This window comes from Arthrobacter sp. EPSL27, from assembly GCF_001512305.1.
Taxonomy (GTDB): Bacteria; Actinomycetota; Actinomycetes; order Actinomycetales; family Micrococcaceae; genus Arthrobacter.
In genome coordinates this window covers 330,043-348,276 of the sequence record NZ_LNUT01000005.1, presented here as the reverse complement: position 1 = coordinate 348,276, position 18,234 = coordinate 330,043, and the positions used below count along the sequence as shown (strand labels likewise).

At 66.1% G+C, this 18,234-nt stretch carries 16 protein-coding genes and 1 tRNA gene; 9 read left to right on the top strand and 8 right to left on the bottom strand.

Annotation, left to right across the window (positions count from 1 at the left end; all coding sequences use genetic code 11):
* The first annotated feature begins 25 nt into the window (after positions 1–25).
* Together pepN and AR539_RS12555 are read left to right on the top strand one after the other, a co-directional pair.
* Positions 26–2,578 (top strand): aminopeptidase N, encoded by a 2,553-nt coding sequence (pepN, locus tag AR539_RS12560; RefSeq protein ID WP_066437373.1) that lies wholly within the window; start codon positions 26–28, stop codon positions 2,576–2,578.
* A 73-nt stretch (positions 2,579–2,651) separates the two neighbouring features.
* On the top strand, positions 2,652–3,137 hold the full coding sequence (locus tag AR539_RS12555) for an OsmC family protein (RefSeq protein ID WP_066437370.1): 486 nt from the start codon (positions 2,652–2,654) through the stop codon (positions 3,135–3,137).
* Between the two features lie 24 nt (positions 3,138–3,161).
* Here the strand turns inward: AR539_RS12555 and AR539_RS12550 are convergent, their stop codons facing one another.
* Positions 3,162–4,154 carry an NAD-dependent epimerase/dehydratase family protein gene (locus AR539_RS12550; protein WP_066437368.1) on the bottom strand — a complete coding sequence of 331 codons (993 nt, stop codon included), beginning with the start codon at positions 4,152–4,154 and terminating at the stop codon, positions 3,162–3,164.
* A 179-nt stretch (positions 4,155–4,333) separates the two neighbouring features.
* Here AR539_RS12550 and AR539_RS12545 point away from each other — a divergent pair, with 179 nt between their 5' ends.
* Entirely contained in the window at positions 4,334–4,960 is a 627-nt protein-coding gene (locus tag AR539_RS12545) for a mechanosensitive ion channel family protein (RefSeq protein WP_066439947.1), read from the top strand.
* A 4-nt stretch (positions 4,961–4,964) separates the two neighbouring features.
* Positions 4,965–5,423 carry a globin gene (locus AR539_RS12540; RefSeq protein WP_066437365.1) on the top strand — a complete coding sequence of 153 codons (459 nt, stop codon included), beginning with the start codon at positions 4,965–4,967 and terminating at the stop codon, positions 5,421–5,423.
* Positions 5,424–5,529: 106 nt separating this feature from the next.
* Here AR539_RS12540 and AR539_RS12535 read toward each other — a convergent pair whose 3' ends face one another.
* Entirely contained in the window at positions 5,530–6,249 is a 720-nt protein-coding gene (locus tag AR539_RS12535) for a Pr6Pr family membrane protein (protein ID WP_066437359.1), read from the bottom strand.
* Positions 6,250–6,336: 87 nt separating this feature from the next.
* Positions 6,337–6,996 carry a hypothetical protein gene (locus AR539_RS12530; protein ID WP_066437355.1) on the bottom strand — a complete coding sequence of 220 codons (660 nt, stop codon included), beginning with the start codon at positions 6,994–6,996 and terminating at the stop codon, positions 6,337–6,339.
* A gap of 63 nt (positions 6,997–7,059) precedes the next feature.
* Between AR539_RS12530 and tesB the strand changes: the two genes are divergently transcribed.
* On the top strand, positions 7,060–8,040 hold the full coding sequence (gene tesB / locus AR539_RS12525) for an acyl-CoA thioesterase II (protein WP_066437352.1): 981 nt from the start codon (positions 7,060–7,062) through the stop codon (positions 8,038–8,040).
* A gap of 73 nt (positions 8,041–8,113) precedes the next feature.
* On the opposite strand, the gene ettA is transcribed toward tesB, so the two are convergent.
* Positions 8,114–9,796, bottom strand: a complete 1,683-nt coding sequence (ettA, locus tag AR539_RS12520) for an energy-dependent translational throttle protein EttA (protein ID WP_066437344.1) — start codon at positions 9,794–9,796, stop codon at positions 8,114–8,116.
* Positions 9,797–9,960: 164 nt separating this feature from the next.
* The gene (locus tag AR539_RS12515; RefSeq protein ID WP_066437341.1) at positions 9,961–10,530 is read right to left on the bottom strand and encodes a single-stranded DNA-binding protein; all 570 of its coding nucleotides are present in this window, start codon (positions 10,528–10,530) and stop codon (positions 9,961–9,963) included.
* Positions 10,531–10,758: 228 nt separating this feature from the next.
* Between AR539_RS12515 and AR539_RS12510 the strand changes: the two genes are divergently transcribed.
* Positions 10,759–10,831: transfer RNA gene (locus AR539_RS12510), tRNA-Arg, on the top strand.
* A gap of 96 nt (positions 10,832–10,927) precedes the next feature.
* Here the strand turns inward: AR539_RS12510 and AR539_RS12505 are convergent.
* Positions 10,928–11,659, bottom strand: a complete 732-nt coding sequence (locus AR539_RS12505) for a hypothetical protein (RefSeq protein WP_066437340.1) — start codon at positions 11,657–11,659, stop codon at positions 10,928–10,930.
* A 1,169-nt stretch (positions 11,660–12,828) separates the two neighbouring features.
* A complete protein-coding gene (locus AR539_RS19065) occupies positions 12,829–13,452 on the bottom strand; it encodes a DUF4145 domain-containing protein (protein ID WP_197410633.1) in 624 nt (207 codons plus the stop codon).
* An 825-nt stretch (positions 13,453–14,277) separates the two neighbouring features.
* Between AR539_RS19065 and AR539_RS19815 the strand changes: the two genes are divergently transcribed.
* The gene (locus AR539_RS19815; protein WP_269433705.1) at positions 14,278–14,406 is read left to right on the top strand and encodes a hypothetical protein; all 129 of its coding nucleotides are present in this window, start codon (positions 14,278–14,280) and stop codon (positions 14,404–14,406) included.
* 428 nt (positions 14,407–14,834) lie between these two features.
* Positions 14,835–15,302 carry a LapA family protein gene (locus tag AR539_RS12495; RefSeq protein WP_066437334.1) on the top strand — a complete coding sequence of 156 codons (468 nt, stop codon included), beginning with the start codon at positions 14,835–14,837 and terminating at the stop codon, positions 15,300–15,302.
* 49 nt (positions 15,303–15,351) lie between these two features.
* Here AR539_RS12495 and map read toward each other — a convergent pair whose 3' ends face one another.
* Positions 15,352–16,119 carry a type I methionyl aminopeptidase gene (map, locus tag AR539_RS12490; protein ID WP_066437332.1) on the bottom strand — a complete coding sequence of 256 codons (768 nt, stop codon included), beginning with the start codon at positions 16,117–16,119 and terminating at the stop codon, positions 15,352–15,354.
* A 493-nt stretch (positions 16,120–16,612) separates the two neighbouring features.
* Here map and AR539_RS12485 point away from each other — a divergent pair, with 493 nt between their 5' ends.
* Complete coding sequence (locus AR539_RS12485) at positions 16,613–18,211, top strand: glycoside hydrolase family 68 protein (protein ID WP_066437331.1); 1,599 nt, start codon at positions 16,613–16,615, stop codon at positions 18,209–18,211.
* Positions 18,212–18,234 lie beyond the last annotated feature (23 nt).

The following is an 18,234-nucleotide window of genomic DNA, read 5'->3' as shown; positions in this document are numbered from 1 at the left end:
CCCTGGAGGCCCCACTTTGCCCGGAATGAACCTGACGCGCGCCGAAGCACGCGAGCGCGCCCAACTGATCGACGTCGACTCCTACGAGGTCGAGCTGGACCTCACCCGCGGGGAGCGGGTCTTCGGCTCCACTACGGCCGTGAAGTTCACGGCCACACCGGGGTCCTCGACGTTCATCGACGCCGTCACCGACACCGTGCAGAGCGTGACCCTGAACGGGCGCGAGCTTGATCCCGCCGAGGTCTCCGATGGCGTCCGGATCCAGCTTCCGGAGCTGGAGGAGGTCAACGAGCTGCTGGTGGTGGCCGAGGCCCCCTACATGAACACCGGCGAGGGGCTCCACCGCTTCGTGGACCCGGTGGACCACGAGGTGTACCTCTACACCCAGTTCGAGGTTCCGGATTCCCGGCGGATGTTCGCGGTGTTTGAACAGCCCGACCTCAAGGCCACTTTCACGTTCACGGTGATTGCGCCGTCGCACTGGGACGTCATCTCCAACTCCCCCACCCCGGCGCCCGTGGAAACCATCCCCGGCACCGAAGGCGGCGCCCGCTCCGTCTGGGAATTTGCCCCCACCCCGCGGCTCTCCTCCTACGTCACTGCGCTGATCGCCGGTCCGTACCAGTCAGTCCGCAGCGAAGTGGTGTCCGCCGACGGGAAAGTCACCCCGCTGGGCGTCTTTGCCCGCAAATCACTGATGCAGTACCTGGACGCGGACAACATCTTCGAGCTCACCCGCCAGGGCTTCGAGTTCTTTGAGGCCCAGTTCGGCTGCCCGTACCCGTTCGAGAAGTACGACCAGCTGTTCGTTCCGGAGTTCAACGCCGGGGCCATGGAGAACGCCGGGGCCGTGACCATCCTGGAAGGCTACGTCTTCCGCAGCAAGGTCACCGACGCCCAGGTGGAACGCCGCGCCATCACCGTTCTGCACGAGCTGGCGCACATGTGGTTCGGGGACCTGGTCACCATGCGCTGGTGGAACGACCTCTGGCTCAACGAGTCCTTCGCCGAGTACATGTCCCACCTGGCCGCCGTGGAGAACACCAGGTTCGACCACGCCTGGACCACCTTCGCCTCGGTGGAAAAGTCCTGGGCCTACCGCCAGGACCAGCTCCCGACGACGCACCCGATCTTCGCCGAGATCAACGACCTGGAGGACGTCGAGGTCAACTTCGACGGCATCACCTACGCCAAGGGCGCCTCGGTGCTCCGCCAGCTGGTGGCCTGGGTGGGCCCGGAGCAGTTCATGGCCGGTGTCCGCGAGTACTTCAGCAAGCACGCCTGGCGCAACACCGAGCTCAGCGACCTGATGGTGGAACTGGAGAAGGCCAGCGGCCGCGACCTGGACCAGTGGGGCCGGCTATGGCTGGAGACCGCCGGCGTCAACACGCTCAAGCCCGAACTGTCCGTGGACGGGGACGGCACCATCTCCTCCTTCGCGATCCTGCAGTCCGCCACCGAGGCCCAGCCCACCCTGCGCCCGCACCGGCTCGCCGTCGGCTTCTACAACCTCAATGAAGCCGGGAAACTGGAGCGGGTCCACCGCGAGGAGCTCGACGTCGACGGCGTCCGCACCGACGTGCCGGCGCTGGCCGGACGCGCCCGGCCGCACCTGATCCTGCTCAACGACGACGACCTCGCCTACGCCAAGGTCCGGCTCGACCCGGAATCCCTGGCCACCGCCACCGCGCACCTCAAGGACTTCAGCCAGAGCCTGCCCCGCACCCTGGTGTGGGGCTCGGCCTGGGATGCGGCCCGCGACGGCGAGACGCCCGCCCGCGGCTATGTGGAACTGATCCTGGCCAACATCGCGGAGGAATCCGATTCCTCGGTGATCCTGGTCCAGCTGCGCCAGCTGGCCACCACGTTGAACTTCTACGTGGCGGCCGAACACAAGGAAGCCACCACGGTGGCAGCCGCCGACCGGCTCTGGCAGCTGGCTTCCGCCGTTCCCGCGGGCTCCGACGCGCAGCTGCAGTTCGTCAAGTCCTACGCGCTGCTGGCCCGCAGCGCCGGCCAGCTCGACACCGTGGCCGGCCTGCTGGACGGCAGCGTGACGCTGGCGGGACTCGCCGTGGATCAGGACCTGCGCTGGGAACTGCTGACTTCCCTGGTTGCCGGCGGCCGGGCCGGGCAGGAGCAGATCGACGCCGAACTCGGGCACGACAACACCGCCACCGGCCAGAACGCGGCCGCCCTGGCCAAGGCGGCGATTCCGACACCGGAGGCCAAGTCCGCCGCGTGGGAGTCGATTGTGGTCAAGGGCGAGCTGTCCAACGCCCTGCAGGGCTCGGCGGTGGCCGGCTTTACCCGGGTGCTCGATCCGTCCCTGCTGGAGCCGTACGCCGCGAAGTACTTCGACGCCGTCCCGGGCATCGTCAAGGAGCGCACACACGCGCTGGCGCAGCAGATCGTCGTCGGGCTCTACCCGGCGCAGCTGGCCACCCAGGCCACCGTGGACCGGACCGATGAGTTCCTCGCCTCGCTGCCGGAGGACAGCGCGGCTCTGCGCCGGATGATGCTGGAAAACCGCGACGGCGTGGCCCGCGCCCTGCGGGCCCGCGCCGCCGACGTCTGACCGGCAGCCACCGACCCGCAGGAACCCCGGCGCTGCTGTGCGGCGCCGGGGTTTTGCGTTCTAGGCTGGTGCCATGAGCCTCGACGAGCACCGCTATGCGCTGACAGTCCGCTGGACCGGGAACCTGGGCGAAGGGACGGCGTCGTACCGCGGCTATTCCCGCGACCACGACGTCGAGATCCCCGGCCTGCCGGTGCTCAAGGGTTCCGCGGACCCCACCTTCCACGGCGACCGGGACCGGTACAACCCGGAGCAGCTGCTGCTGGCCGCGCTGTCGCAGTGCCACATGCTGTCCTTCCTGCACGTGGCCGTGAAGCACGGCGTGGTGGTGACGGCCTACGAGGACCAGGCCGAGGCCCTGATGCGCACCAACCGGGACGGCAGCGGGCAGTTCGAATCGGCCACGCTCAAGCCCCGTGTGACCCTGGCCGCCCCGGCAGCGGAAGGCCTCCTGGAGGAACTGCACGCCGCGGCGAACAAGGTCTGCTTCATCGCCCGGAGCGTCAACTTCCCGGTGCTGCACCAGCCGACGGCGGGGGTCGAGGAGGCCGCAGGCTGACCCGAACCGGCACTGCCCCCGGCCCTAGCCGGTGGCCAGGTGCTCGGCCAGGAGGCGGCGTTCGGTGTCCGGGCTGAGACCGGCCTTGCGCTCCCGGTCCAGCCCGCGGCGCCGCTCATCGGCCAGGGTGTCCCGCAGCGTCTCCGGCCAGGGCCGGGTGCGCAATCCTGCGGCACGGGCGGCGGCGCCGCTGCGTGCTGCGAACCCCTCGTGTTTCGGCGGCAGCCACAGCGGGAACGAGTCCGGGCCAGCCCAGTAGTTTGCCCCGCGGGCTGCCAGCCAGTCCGGCGGAGCGGCCACCACCTCGGCGCCGCCGGCCAGCCGGCGGGCTTCCTCGAGGTAGGCGGCGAACGTCACCGGATCGCCGACGGCGTTCAGCGTCCCGGTGGTGCCGTTTTCGGCGGCGGCGAGGATCCAGGCCGCGAGGTCCCTGACGTCGATGACCTGGGTGGCGTCCGCCGGAATGTCGGGGACCAGGACGGGGCCGGCGCCCCGGGCGAACCGGGCCGGCCAGTACCCGTAGCGGTCGGAGCCGTCGCCCGGGCCACTGATCAGCCCTGCCCGGCAGACGTGGGCCTTATCCCCGGCGAGCTCCGCGGTCCACTGCTCGATGGTCGCTTTGGCTTCGCCGTAGGTGTCCGCACCGGGCTCCGTGCCGGCCGCAAGCGGAGCCAGCACCTCCGCGTCCTCCCCGGCCCCGGGCACGGAGTGGTCCGCGTAGACGGAACAGCTCGAGACGAAGGTCCAGTGCCGCGCGGAGCCGGCTAGTGCCTCGAGCGCCTCCCGCGCCTGGCCCGGGTCCCGCGAGACCTCGACGACGGCGTCCCACCGGCCGCCCGCGGCTGCTGAATAGGCAGCGGCACCCTGCGAGCGGTCTTCCCGCAGCCAGGTGGCGCCGTCGGGCGGGGCGGACGTGCTCCCGCGCGCGAGGCACGTGACATCGTGCCCGGCGGCCAGGGCCTGCCGCGCGATTTCTGCTGACAGGAAAGCCGTGCCGCCGAGGACCAGGATGCGCATGGGGCCACGCTACGGCGCTACTGTTGAAGGGGACCAGAGCGTTATGCGCCCGGCGAACACCGGCCGCCCCTCCGGTCCCCAAGCCCGGCGCCACCCGGCCGGCAGCAAGAACGCAGCAACGAGGAGTTCCCCCGGCGATGTCCATTCTGACCACCACTGAACCCATCACCCCGCCGGACATGTCGGCAATGTCCGAGATCAACCTGCCGGGCGTCCTGATCAGCCTGGGCGTCGGCATCGCCGTGTGGCTGGTGGCGTCCTTTGTGATCTCCGTGATCACCAAGCGCATCGCCGCAGGCTCCACCTTCTTCAAGAAGCCGTACTTCCGCTGGGCGGCCCCCGCACTCCGCGCGCTGGACCATGAACGCCGCGTGCAGCGGGCCCACACCATCGGCGCCCTGCTCCGGAGCGTGGTGGGCGTCCTCATCTCCGTCCTCACCAGCGTGTACGTGCTCAAGAGCCTGAACGTGGATGTGGCGCCCATCCTGACCAGCGTCGGTATCCTCGGCATCGCCATCGGCTTCGGCGCCCAGCAGCTCATCCGTGACTTCCTGGCCGGCATCTTCATCACCATCGAGGACCAGTACGGCATCGGGGACGTCATCGAGACCTCCGAGGTGGTGGGCACGGTGGAGGCGATGAACCTGCGGATCACCCGGGTCCGGGCCGAGGACGGCGCCATCTGGTACCTGCGCAACGGCGAGATCCTGCGTGTGGGCAACCGCTCCCAGGGCACCTACATCCCGCCGGAGACGCCGGCGGAGGACGACGCGGACACAGCGCCCCAGCAGAAGGCCGGAGAATAGGACCATGACGATTCCCAGCGCCGGAGAGCCCCGGCAGCCCAAGCAGCTGCTGCAGAACGATCCGTTCAGCAAGCCCGGCTACACGGACAACTTTTACGACGCCGTGGGCGGCCACGAGACCTTCGTGAAGCTTATCGACGTGTTCTACGACGGCGTGGCCACTGACCCGCTGCTGCGGCCGATGTATCCGGAGGAGGACCTGGGCCCGGCAAAACGCCGCTTCCTGATGTTCCTGGAGCAATACTGGGGCGGGCCCACGACATACAGCGAGGAGCGCGGACACCCCCGGCTGCGGATGCGCCACATGCCGTTCCGGGTCACCCCGGAGGCGAAGGACCGCTGGCTGTTCCACATGCGCACCGCCGTGGATGCCCTGGAACTCCCGCCGCTCTACGAGGGGACGCTCTGGGACTACATGGAGCGGGCAGCCCTGTCGATGATCAACAGCCCGTCCGACGCCTAGGGCGGACATGGAAAGACCCCGGAGGCACTTGGGGGGATGTCTCCGGGGTCTTTCTGCGTCAAGAATACCGGGCCGGGTATCCGGTGGCAAATATTTTTTTGGCTTTTTAGGAATCCGGTAGGGTCCGCGTGCGCTCAACGGCCAGCGCGGCGCGCCCGTTGCCGGCGGCGTGCACGAGGAACGCGACCACGAGGAACGCAACGAGGACCTGCGCGGTGGTCGCCAGCGCTGCCGGCCACCCGCCGTCGAGCGTGGGATCGAGGAAGTCGTACACGTACCATCCGTCCAGGGCGCCGCGCACCCAGGAGAAGACCAGAAAGGCGACGGGGTAGCTCAGCCACAGGACCGGCCGCCACCACCTGCCGCGCACGGTCCTGGTGACCAGGAGCCAGTCGAGCGCGGCGTACAGCGGAGCCAGCCGGTGGTGCGCGAGCTGCGGCCAGTACATGTCCCAGCTCCACCAGGGTTCGTCCGGCGGGGCCACCAGCACCGCGTAGATGATCCCGGTCATCACCAGGTAAAAGACCAGCGCGCCGAACAGGTGGTCCCACCACTCCGGCAACCGTGCCCGCCGCCGGCCAGCCGAGGCGATCAGCACGAGCCCGAGGACGAGGTTGGACTGGACCGTGAACTCCGAATAGAGCTGGAAGATGTCCACATCACTGCCGGGGAGCGTTGCGTCGTAGGTTTTTTGGGCGAGGGCGACGAGCACGAGGATGCCCACCCCGAGGCGGAGCAACCGGATCCAGCTGCGGTCCGGGTGCAGCGATTCGTTGAAGCCAAGGTGGCGGTCAACGGGCGGATCCAGCACCGACATGCCGTTCATGGGCCCAGTTTGCAGGCCCGTCAAGAGTGCTTGGGGCGTGCATCCTCCGGCGCCGCAGCCGCGGACGGCGCGCCTGCTGAGGTTTCTTTAGAGTCCTGAACCGGTGCGGGCCAGGACGTGGCCCCGGGCGCCGCTGAGCCGGAACCAGCGTCCCGCGCGGAAGAGCTGCTGCTCGCCGTCGGCCAGGAAGCCGAGGGTGAGGGCCGCGAAGGCGGCGCCCAGCGGCAGCCCGGCGGCGCCGGGCAGTTCCCTGCCCCAGACCGTGGCGCGGGCGTTGTTGACGATCAAGGCGCCGGGTTTGTCCGGGATGATGGCCGCGATCTCGGTGATGCCGGCCTCGGCGGACTGGCGCAGCGCGGAATCCTGCAGCGTGCCCGCGGGTTCCCAGCCGGTGCGGGGTGCCCCGACGCCGGCCCATGACTCGGTGACGGTGACCGGCGGCAGCGGCAGCCCGACGTCGTTCTCCCCCGCCCGGGCCAGCCGGTCCAGCACTGCGGAGATTGGGACGGTGACATCCGTGTCGGCCGGCTGCGCCAGGGCCATGGTCCGCAGCCCGAGGATAGTGGGCGTCGACTCCCCCAGCAGCCGCGGCCGCAGCACGCAGACGTAAGCGGCAAGCACCTGGCCCGAGGCCTGGAGCCGCATGGCGCCGTCGTCGATCGATTTGGCGCGGGTGGCGAAGGTGCGCAGATCGGCGAGGTCGCGGGGATCGGTGAACTGCAGGGACTGGGTGAGGACGTCAGACACAATATTGACTCTACCGGCTGTGCCTCCTTGGGACGGCGCCGACGTGGCGTCTAGAGTCGAACCATGACTGAAGCCGAAGCCGGATTGCAGGGGCCGCCGACCCAGGACCCCACCTCCTCACTCCTCCAACTGCTGAACCTCGGAGCCTTGGAGGGTGCCCGGACGGATGAGGACATTTTTATGGGCCCCTCGCAGCAGCAGCCCCGGCACCGCGTGTTCGGCGGCCAGGTGCTGGCGCAGTCGCTGATGGCCGGGAGCCGGACTGTTTCCGAAGGCCGGAGCGTGCATTCGATGCACGGCTACTTCCTGCGGCCGGGCGACGCCAACCAGCCCATCACGTTCGGCGTCCAGCGGCTCCGGGACGGCCGCTCGTTCTCGGCACGGCGCGTTCACGCCTACCAGGACGGCATGCCCATCCTGTCCATGATCGCTTCGTTCCAGGACGAGGACGAGGGAATCGAGCACCAGTCCGAGATGCCGGCCGGCATTCCAGCGCCGGAGTCGCTGCCCAGTACGGCGGACCTGCTGGGCAAGTACGACCACCCTGTGGCACGGCACTGGGCCTACGAGCGGCCGTTCGACATCCGGCACGTCGACCCGGCCCTGTACGTCTCGGCCAAGGGCGACAAGGAACCCCGCAATGCGGTCTGGATGAAGACCTTCGGCCCCATGCCGGACGATGCTGACCTGCACCGCGCGGCCCTGGCCTACGCCAGCGACTACACCCTGCTGGAGTCCATCCTCCGCAAGCACGGGATGAGCTGGATCACCCCGGGGATGTCGGTGGCCAGCCTGGACCATGCCATGTGGTGGCACCGCCCGGTCCGCGTGGACGAGTGGCTGCTCTACGTGCAGGAGTCCCCCAGTGCCCAGGGCGCCCGCGGCCTGGCCACCGGCCGGATCTTCAGCCGCGACGGCCGGCATGTGGCCACCGTGGCGCAGGAAGGCATGATCCGGGTTCCCACGGACTTCAAGAACAAGGTCAAGGGCGCCGTCCAGTCCAAGGTGCTGCAGCACCAGATGCGAAAAGCCGACCGCGGCTGATCCAAGGCAAACAAAACGCCGGCTCCCCTGTCAGGGAGCCGGCGTCCTGTTATGGCGCTTTTATGTCCGCGGACTAGTCGCGGGTGAGGCGACGGTGGGTCACGCGGTGGGGCTTGGCCGCGTCCGGGCCCAGCCGCTCAACCTTGTTCTCCTCGTAGGATTCGAAGTTGCCCTCGAACCAGTACCACTTCGAGGGGTTCTCCTCGTCGCCTTCGTAGGCGAGGATGTGGGTGGCCACCCGGTCCAGGAACCAGCGGTCGTGCGAGACCACAACGGCGCAGCCCGGGAATTCGAGCAGGGCGTTTTCGAGACTGCTGAGGGTTTCGACGTCGAGGTCGTTGGTGGGCTCATCGAGGAGCAGCAGGTTGCCGCCCTGCTTGAGGGTCAGGGCCAGGTTCAGGCGGTTGCGCTCACCGCCGGAGAGCACACCGGCCTTCTTCTGCTGGTCCGGTCCCTTGAAGCCGAAAGCGGCGACGTAGGCGCGGGACGGCATTTCCACCTGGCCGACCTGGATGTAGTCAAGGCCGTCGGAGACGACCTCCCACAGGGTCTTGTTCGGGTCGATGCCGCCGCGGCTCTGGTCCGCGTAGGAGATCTTGACCGAGTCGCCGATCTTCAGCTCGCCGCCGTCGAGGGGCTCGAGCCCCACGATGGTCTTGAACAGGGTGGTCTTGCCGACGCCGTTGGGGCCGATGACGCCGACTATGCCGTTGCGCGGCAGGCTGAAGGAGAGCCCGTCGATCAGGGTGCGGTCCTCGAAGCCCTTCTGCAGGCCCTTCGCCTCCAGGACGAGGCCGCCCAGGCGCGGTCCCGGCGGGATCTGGATCTCTTCGAAGTCCAGCTTGCGGGTCCGGTCAGCCTCGGCAGCCATCTCCTCGTAGCGGGCCAGGCGGGCCTTGGACTTGGTCTGGCGGCCCTTGGCGTTGGAGCGGACCCACTCGAGTTCCTCCGAGAGCCGCTTGGCCTGCTTGGCGTCCTTCTTGCCCTGGACTTCCAGGCGGGCGCGCTTCTTCTCCAGGTACGTGGAGTAGTTGCCTTCGTACGGGTACAGGTGGCCGCGGTCCACTTCGGCGATCCACTCGGCCACGTGGTCGAGGAAGTACCGGTCGTGGGTGACGGCGAGCACGGCGCCGGGGTAGCTGGAGAGGTGCTGTTCGAGCCAGAGCACACTCTCGGCGTCGAGGTGGTTGGTGGGCTCGTCGAGGAGCAGCAGGTCGGGCTTCTGCAGGAGCAGCTTGCAGAGCGCGACGCGGCGCCGCTCACCACCGGAGAGCAGGGTGACGTCGGCTTCCGGCGGCGGGCAGCGGAGGGCGTCCATGGCCTGCTCGAGCTGGGAGTCGAGATCCCAGGCATCGGCGGCGTCGATCGCTTCCTGCAGCTGGCCCATCTCCTCGAGGAGGGCGTCGTAGTCGGCGTCCGGGTTGGCCATCTCCTCGGAGATTTCGTTGAACCGCTGGATCTTGCCGAAGATCTCGCCAACACCTTCCTGGACGTTGCCCAGGACGGTCTTTTCCTCGTTCAGCGGCGGCTCCTGCAGGAGGATGCCCACCGTGTAGCCGGGGCTCAGCCGGGCCTCACCGTTAGAGGGCGTGTCCAGCCCTGCCATGATCTTAAGAATGGTGGACTTACCTGCACCATTCGGGCCGACGACGCCGATCTTGGCCCCCGGGAAGAAGGACATGCTCACGTCGTCGAGGATAAGTTTTTCGCCAACGGCCTTGCGCGCCTTGGTCATTGTGTAGATAAATTCCGCCATGCCTACAAATCTAGTGGTTCAACCGGGATAACTCACATCCAAGCGGCTCCGGTGTCCGCCCGTTGCGGGGCAGGATGCGGCCGGCCACGCCAGCTGGCCGCCACGCCGGCCGTGGCGCCGGACCGGACGGTTGGCGCCACGGACCCCCGGCCATGGGTGCCTCTTCAGGCGGCGGTCCCTTTCAGCTCGCCCGTCTCCTCGTCGAGTTCCTCCACGTCGCCGGTGGCGTCATTGACAAAGACCGTGCGGGATTCAGACTGGTGCTCGTCGTCGTCCGGCCCGTCGTAGGGGTAGCCGTCCTCCGGGCTGCCCTCCCGGCCGCCGTCCATGGAACCTTCCGGCGGCCCGGCTGCAGCGGAAGCGTCCGTCGGACCGTTGGCTGCCGCGCGGATGAAGTTGGCGGAGCCCCACATCAGGTCGTGGCCGACGGACTCGGCATCGATCTCCGCGACGTGGTGTTCCCGGCCGTCCTTTTCCCAGCTTCGCATCTTGAGGCGTCCCACAACGATGAGCCGCTGGCCCTTCTTGATGCTGCAGCCCATGTTTCCGGCCAGTTGCCGGTAGCCCTGGACCGTGAACCAGTTGATGGGCAAGTCGACCCATGTGTTGGTTGAGCGGTCGAAGCGCTGGCCCGTGGAACCCAGCCGGAACCACGCCGTTGCCACCCCGCCCGGAGTGGTGGAACTCTTGACGTCCGTGGCAACGAAGCCCCGGACCGTGATGCTGTCCCTCATTCTTATGTCCTGTCTCGAAGTGTGGTGCCCTAGCAGGCTCCTTCAGCTTCGCGCCGGACGGGGTTCTCCGCGAGAGCGCCGGTGCGCCATGTGGAAAACCTTCCCTGAGTCACGGGACCGGACCGCGCCCGCCGCGGCTGCGGGACGGCGCGGTGTACCTGAGCGCGGACGGCCTCCGGGCACGGTAAGCTTTTTGAGGCGTCCGCCGGCAACAGCCGGGCGGGTCCCGCCCCAGTAGCTCAGGGGATAGAGCAGCGGCCTTCTAATCCGCCGGTCGGGGGTTCGATTCCCTCCTGGGGCACACCGAAAAGCGGCTCTGACCTACGGAAACGCAGATCAGAGCCGCTTTTAATTTCCAACGGGAAGCAGCTAATCCACCGCTTACCCACAGCTTTGATCAGCGGCGGCGAGTGTTGCGCTTCTTAATAACGACCTTCATGGTCCTGGAAGAGACCTCCTTGGCAACAACATGCGAGCCCGCGGCGCTACTGAATCCCACCGCGTCACTGATCGCCTTCGCTTCTGCGCCGAGGCCGGCGACCCACAAGGATCCGACGAGCCAGACAATGAAGACAAAGATGTACGTACCATCCGCGATTACCTTGGCGTCGAAAACACTCGCGACGGTCTCCCTGAGGGAAAAATCCTGGATCTCTTCGGAGTAGCCAACAACCCCATCGACTGCCGCATGCGCGGCATCGACAAAGTCGGGCGCAAACTCGCCGGCCGCAACCATCTCTCCGAAATGCGCCAGCACGGATAGATCTGGGAGCTGAGCGGCGAGATCGATTGCAGAAAAAGTTGCTGCAATCGAAGTTAGAGCAGGGACAGTCACCTGGCGGAAGACGTCCATTGTCGGCGCGATAGTCATTGCTATCTGCTTCTGCAACTCCTGCAGGCCGAAAGCTGCCTGCAACTGGAGGTTCATGGACTGAACAAAAGGCTCAAGAACCGCGTGCAGATGAGTGTTTGTCGACTTGGTTATCGGCTCGAACGCGGCCTTAATTTCCGCCCCGATCATTTCTTGGGTGCGAAAGATTGCAGGATCGACGGCGGGCATGGCCTTGGAAAAGGCCTCCAGAGCTGAATGGACGCCCGCGAAGGCCGCAAGGTTGGGCTTGGCGGTCATTTAGTCTCCTGTTGGTGCGCCGAAGGCCTGCAGTAGTACTGTCATGTCTGGCGCCTCGTGAGTTTTCTGGACGTAGTGCCGGCTGGTGATCTGCTCGCTGGAGTGGCGCAGCTGGGCAGACGGGAGTGGCGCAGCTGGGCAGACGCTGACGCCATCCCCTCAGCCTTAGCCAGGAGCGTCTGATCGGCGTTGCGGAAGTCACGCTGGCGGGTTTGGAACCCGTGGCATGTGCAGCGCGAGTGGCCCCATGAGACGAGTTGTGTCGGGTGGGACGGGCGACCCCACGTATTTGGCTGCTCCCATGAGGTGAAGGGGCTCGATGACCAGGTCAACCTCATCTTCTGTCAAAGGTTGTTCGGGTAAACGAAACGGGCGACCCGCAACTGCCGGAAATAGGCGTCCAGGGACGAACTGGCGACTTGACGTCATCATGAGTCGAACTGAGGACGTGGACCACTTCGACCCTGTAGATAGGCCGCACTGGATGAGCAGATGACCGAGCTTTAGCGAGATGACATTTGCGGGCTCCCGCTCGGAAGATTCGAGGGGGCCTCGGGGACGCCCCGTTCTGATCAGGGTAGTGCTCGCGGATAATGCGCCGTCGTGTTCGTCGCACCAGGCGATCTGGGTTGAGCGATGGTGCGTCTCTGTACGTTGGGCGTAATAGCGGCGGAAGACGTTGTCGGCAAAAGTCATGGAGGACTTCCGGTCTGCGTAGCTTCGGACCAGAGCTACTTTCGTGACCCACTGGATCAACGAATCAACTTCCGTGGATGACAACGTTCGCCTAACTCCGTTGGCCAGGTCAAAAACTAAGGGTTTCATGGCCTCATCCATGAGGCGCATCCATCCGTTGTTGCAAGGGGCGCACACGTTGGGAACCTTCATGTCGAAGGGAGTTATGTGTTTGCGCGGCGGGCGATCTGTGATGCCTTGGGCGGTGCTGACTCGGAGGCCTGTACCCGACTCTTTTGGGAAATGCTTCTTCCAATGCTGCGGAAGAACGTGCTCGTCGCTGGTCGGTGCAGTCACACTACCGCAGAATACGCACGGGATTTTCTGGCCCATAGTCCCCCCCCCCTGAATGGCTCGCTTCGAACCGCTCCATCTTAGGGGTAAGTAAGACCGGTTGAGTTACCCAAGCTGGAAGCCCAGAGACAGACCTTGAACTACTGTCTCTGGGCTTCCCTATGCGAATTCCGGGCGTCGGCACCGTCTTGGAGCCGCTGCAGCTCCGCCGGCGCCTGGTACACCTCGCGCAGGATGTAATCCATGAAGGTCAGGACCCCTTTCGCGTCAGCAGCGTCCACTTCAACCGTGAAGTCACCGTGAGCCATATCATTCCCAAACGTGCGGATGGTGTGAGCAGTCTTTTTGGCGAACTCGGTGATCAAGCCCTTGCTGTGCATCGCATCTATCTTCTTGAAGAGACTTCCCGAGTCGATTCCATTGTCCTTAGCGACTGCCTCTATCACGGACCGGGCCATTAGAATCGCGGACATGTGCGCGGACACGCTCATGCACATGTGGGCCTCCGATGCTGGCCGTTCTACGTGCTCCGGTACGTCTGGGTAGTCCTGACCTTGGACAAACTGTGGGTGCCAGTAGTCCGGTTCCTTTGAGTGCCAGAATGCAGACATCGCACCCTCATTGCTGGTATGCATCGGAAGGCTATATACCTGAGACCCTCCGATATTAAGTCCATGGCAGTTGTCGCAGCGGAATGGGTTCTCGATGATGTAGGGGCCGGAAGAGCCCAGTTCCGCTGTGATGGCGGGCCCGATGCTAGTCATGTGGCTGAACTTTCCACACCGTCCGCAAGTTGTCGCAGCCATGGCGGCCTCCCCAAAGTCGTGATATCGCGAACCCTAGCCTAGCTGCCCGATGGGTAAGCGGTGGATCTACTGCGTGGCCAGCCTTGGACCGACCTAGCGGCATGGCAGGGATACCCATGCGCCTCAGATCAGCATGATCTCAGGCGGGCTGAGCGACGGCCATTTCATAGACCGTTCGCGCAAAGGTGTACACACTGTGGACGCCCTTTTGCGGATAGCTTGTCACTCGCCGGGCGTCGGCCCCGCAACACGGGGCGTGTGGCACGTCTACTTGTTAGTCCGGCGTCGTCGTCCAATCGACAAGCTACCCCTCTCCGGGATCCGAACTTCCGCTCCCCAGAAGCGCCGAAGTAGCCCATCCCAGTTTCTCCGTAGCTTGAGGGATAGAGCCTTCCGCCGCATCGGAGAACAGATGAATAGCTTTAAAGTAGACGCAAGCGAATTGACCGCCTTCGCTGACAGCCTAGAACCCAAAACAGAAGTCGCGGTCATCCTGATCAGGGGCGCGGTGCGGAAAACTACCGCCGACACTGCAGCTGATGCGAAGGCCAATGCCCCCGCAGACACGGCATTCCTTCGGAGTAGCATCCAGACATCCTCTGCCGAGTCCAATGCCCAGGTAGCGCAGGGCGTTGTGCAAGCCCGGTCGAGCTAGTCGAAGTTCGTGGAGTTCGGGACGATCAGGTCCGCCCCGCAGCCGGTCCTCGGGCCGGCTGGAGACGAACACGAGCCAATACTTCGTGACGCCGTTGGTCACGTTCTTCAGAAATTTGGGGAGGGGCTGTGAGCGACAAGGTCCTAACTCCCAGGCTGCAGGCCGAGGTATCTCAGTTCGTGCAGCGCATGAACAACGCCGCGCGGAAGACCAAGGAGACTGCCAAGGCCGCCGAAGACGCGGGTAAGACCGATTGACTACTATTAGGCGACCCAGGCAAATCTTTGAATCCCACCGTTCACCCACCGGAAACGCCGAAAAATAGTGATATGCGACTAAAATCGCCCGGCCTGCCTAGCGCCTAATTTCCCCGGAATCACGCGGCCGGTGATGGACAGTGCAAAACCGCCAAAAGCGCCATCCGCTAATCCGCCGATCGGGGGTTCGATTCCCTCCTTGGGCACCCATACACGGCCCCGGCCTGCCGAAACATTCTGCAGGCCGGGCCCGCAGTCCACCGGGCTCCGGCCCAGCGCCGCAACATCCACTTCTCCCGCCCGTTAAAGCCGTCGCATACGGCCCGGCCGATGGGCTCCCGGACATAAGCCGTCAGCACGCTTAGTATTGAGCAGACAGGCAGGGCCCGAGGTATGGCCGCTGCCCGCAACCGAAAGGTACGGCCGCCATGACGCAGACACCCCGCGAATTTGATCCCAGCAACGTCCCGCCCACCCAGCCGGGCACCTTTGACGCCACGGCTGCCGGGCAAGACGCCGAAGCCACGTCCCCCGCGGCCGGCACCGGCATGGTGCCCGGAACACCGGCCGCCGCACCGGCAGACGGGAGGGGCGTGGATGCCGGGGCCGAGGCTCCCGAAACAACCGCACCGGCCCCGGAACGCCAGGTCACCCGCGCCGGCATGGTCTGGGCAGCGGTTGCGAGCGCCTTGGTGGTGCTGATCCTGCTCATCGCGTTCATCCTGCAGAACCAGGAGTACGTCCAGGTGAAGTTCTTTGGCCTCCAGGGATCGGTGCCGCTGGGCATCGCACTGCTCATCGCTGCGGTGGGCGGCGGCGTACTGGTCGCCATCGCCGGAGCCGCGCGCATCATCCAGCTCCGCGTCGCCGCACGCCGCAGCCGCGCCACCCGCTAGTCCGGCCCGGGCGTCCGGCCCGGACGTCCGGTCCCAGGGCGTCCGGCTCCTAGGGCAGGGTCAGGATGACGGGCCCCTCTTTCGTGATGGCCACGGTGTGCTCGCTGTGGGCGGCCCGGCGGCCATTGGCTGAGCGGAGGGTCCATTCGTCGTCGTCATGGAAGTAGTCGTCCTTGCCGCCCAGGATCAGCATCGGCTCGATCGCGATAACCAGGCCTTCGGTCAGCTTGATGCCGCGGCCGGGCCGGCCGTCGTTGGGGACGTGCGGGTCGGCGTGCATGGTCTTGCCGATCCCGTGGCCGCCGTGGTCTGCCAGCAGCCCGTAACCGGCACGGCGCGACGCCCCGCCGATCGCGTAGGCCAGGTCCCCCATCTTGTTGCCGATCCGTGCCGCCTCGATGCCGCGGGCCAGGGCGGCCTCGGTGGCGTCGATCAGGGCTTGGTCCACCGGATCAGCCGTTCCCACGATGAAGCTGATGGCAGCGTCCCCGCACCAGCCGTCAAGGAATGCGCCGCAGTCCACGCTGAGCAGGTCGCCGTCCTGGAGCCGGTAGCCGCCCGGGATGCCATGCACCACCGCGTCGTTGACGGAGGTGCAGATCACCCCGGGAAACGGGACGGACGCCCACCGCGGCTTGTAGTTGAGGAAGGCCGGCGTTGCTCCGGCGGCGGCGATGGTGGCCGCGGCCAGTTCGTCGAGTTCCTTCAGGGAAACCCCGACGGCGGCAGCCTCCCGGACGCGTTGCAGCGTGGCCGCCACCACCCTGCCTGATTCGCGCATCAGGGCTATCTCGGCGGGACTTTTGATCATCGACATGCGCTCAACTTTAGGGCCAGCCGGGGTTTGGCTGAAGCCCCGCACCCGACGCTGAACCAACGTCGCGGTGCACCGCCGGCGTCGGGATGCGGCCGGGACTGGCCCTGACACTTTTCATGGGACCGTACCCAACGACCACAGTAACGAGGCCTGTCACCGACTCCGCGCCCCGCACCAACTGTGAGTTTCCCAACATACTTGACTGATCCAGCCGGATTGTGCCACGCGCGCACAACAAGGAAGGTGCAAGCGCTTACATTCTCGCCCGCCACCCCTGCGGGGCCACAGGTCGGGGGATTTGAAACCCCTCCAAAGCCGTGCCTAGTGTGTTTGCAGGCGCAGCACAGGAAACCCCCAGCCGCCTATGACAGGGGAACGAACCCCTTATCACCCACCACAAAGGCGTCCCCGCGACAGCTCTTTGTCATCGGGGAGCCGGAGTGCCGGGAAACCCTTTTCCACAGATGGCTTCGAACTCCCCGAGAAGAGCACCATGCCTCAGCACCACCCCCATCAACCCCGGAAGCTGCGGAAGCGCTCTGCTGCCGCGGCAACCCTGGCGGCCCTTGCCGTCAGCACGCTCCTAGCCGTTCCGGCCGCCCACGCCAACGAGCCGTCGGACCCGCCGGCAACCCAGCAGATGCCGGCCCCGACGCCGGGCTTCCCCCTTCCCACCGCGCACAGCCAGCAGGCCTACGATCCGGCGTCGGACTTCACCTCCAAGTGGACCCGCGCCGATGCCAAGCAGATCATGGCCCAGAGCGACCCCACGGTAGCTCCCGGCGTGAACTCCATGAGCCCGAACGTCACCATGCCGGAAATTCCCGAGGACTTCCCCACCATGAATGAGGACGTCTGGGTCTGGGACACCTGGTCCCTCACCGACGAGAACGCGAACCAGATCAGCTACAAGGGCTGGGACGTCGTGTTCTCCCTGGTCGCCGACCGCGACGCCGGCTACGGGTTCGACCAGCGCCACTGGAACGCCCGGATTGGCTACTTCTTCCGCAAGACCAACGCCGACCCGGCCACGGACAAGTGGAACTACGGCGGACACGTCTTTGCCGACGGCGCCTCTATCGGAAACACCGAATGGTCCGGTTCCACCCGCCTGATGCAGGGCAATCAGGTCAACGTCTTCTACACGGCCACCACCTTCTACGACGTGGCCGAGCGCAACGCCGGTGGCGGCGGCGTCGCCCCGGACGCAGCCATCGCCAAGGCCCTGGGCAAGATCCACGCCGACAAGAACGGCGTCACCTTCGACGGCTTCCAGCACACCAAGCTGCTGGAACCGGATGGCACGATGTACCAGACCAAGGCCCAGAACCCGGGCTTTGCCTTCCGCGACCCTTACACGTTCGAAGATCCCGCCCACCCGGGCAAGACGTACATGGTCTTCGAAGGCAACACCGGCGGAACCCGCGGTGATTACGAGTGCAAGGCCGAGGACCTCGGATACCGCCCGGGCGACGCGAACGCCGAATCCGTAGCTGAGGTCAACAGCAGCGGCGCCTACTACCAGACGGCGAACGTCGGCCTGGCCGTGGCGGACAACAAGGACCTCACAAAGTGGTCCTTCCTGCCGCCCATCCTCTCCGCCAACTGCGTCAACGACCAGACCGAGCGCCCGCAGATCTTCATCCAGAACGAAGGCGGCAAGAACAAGTACTACCTGTTCACCATCAGCCACCAGTTCACCTATGCGGCCGGTATGCGCGGCCCGGACGGTGTCTACGGCTTCGTAGGCGACGGCGTCCGTTCCGACTACCAGCCGATGAACAACAGCGGCCTGGCGCTGGCCTCACCGACCGACCTCAACCTGCCCTCCGAATCCCCGGAAGCGCCCACCCCCAACCAGAACGGCCGGCAGTTCCAGGCCTACTCGCACTATGTGCAGCCCGGCGGCCTGGTCCAGTCCTTCATCGACAACGTCAACGGGGTCAGGGGCGGATCGCTGTCCCCCACCGTCAAGATCAACTTCCGCGATGGCGTCTCCGAGGTGGACCGCAGCTTCGGCCAAAACGGCCTGGGGCCGTTCGGCTACCTGCCCACCAACGTCAAAGTTGGCGGCGAGGGCCTCTACAAGTAGTTTCCACCGCCCGCCAGGCCACC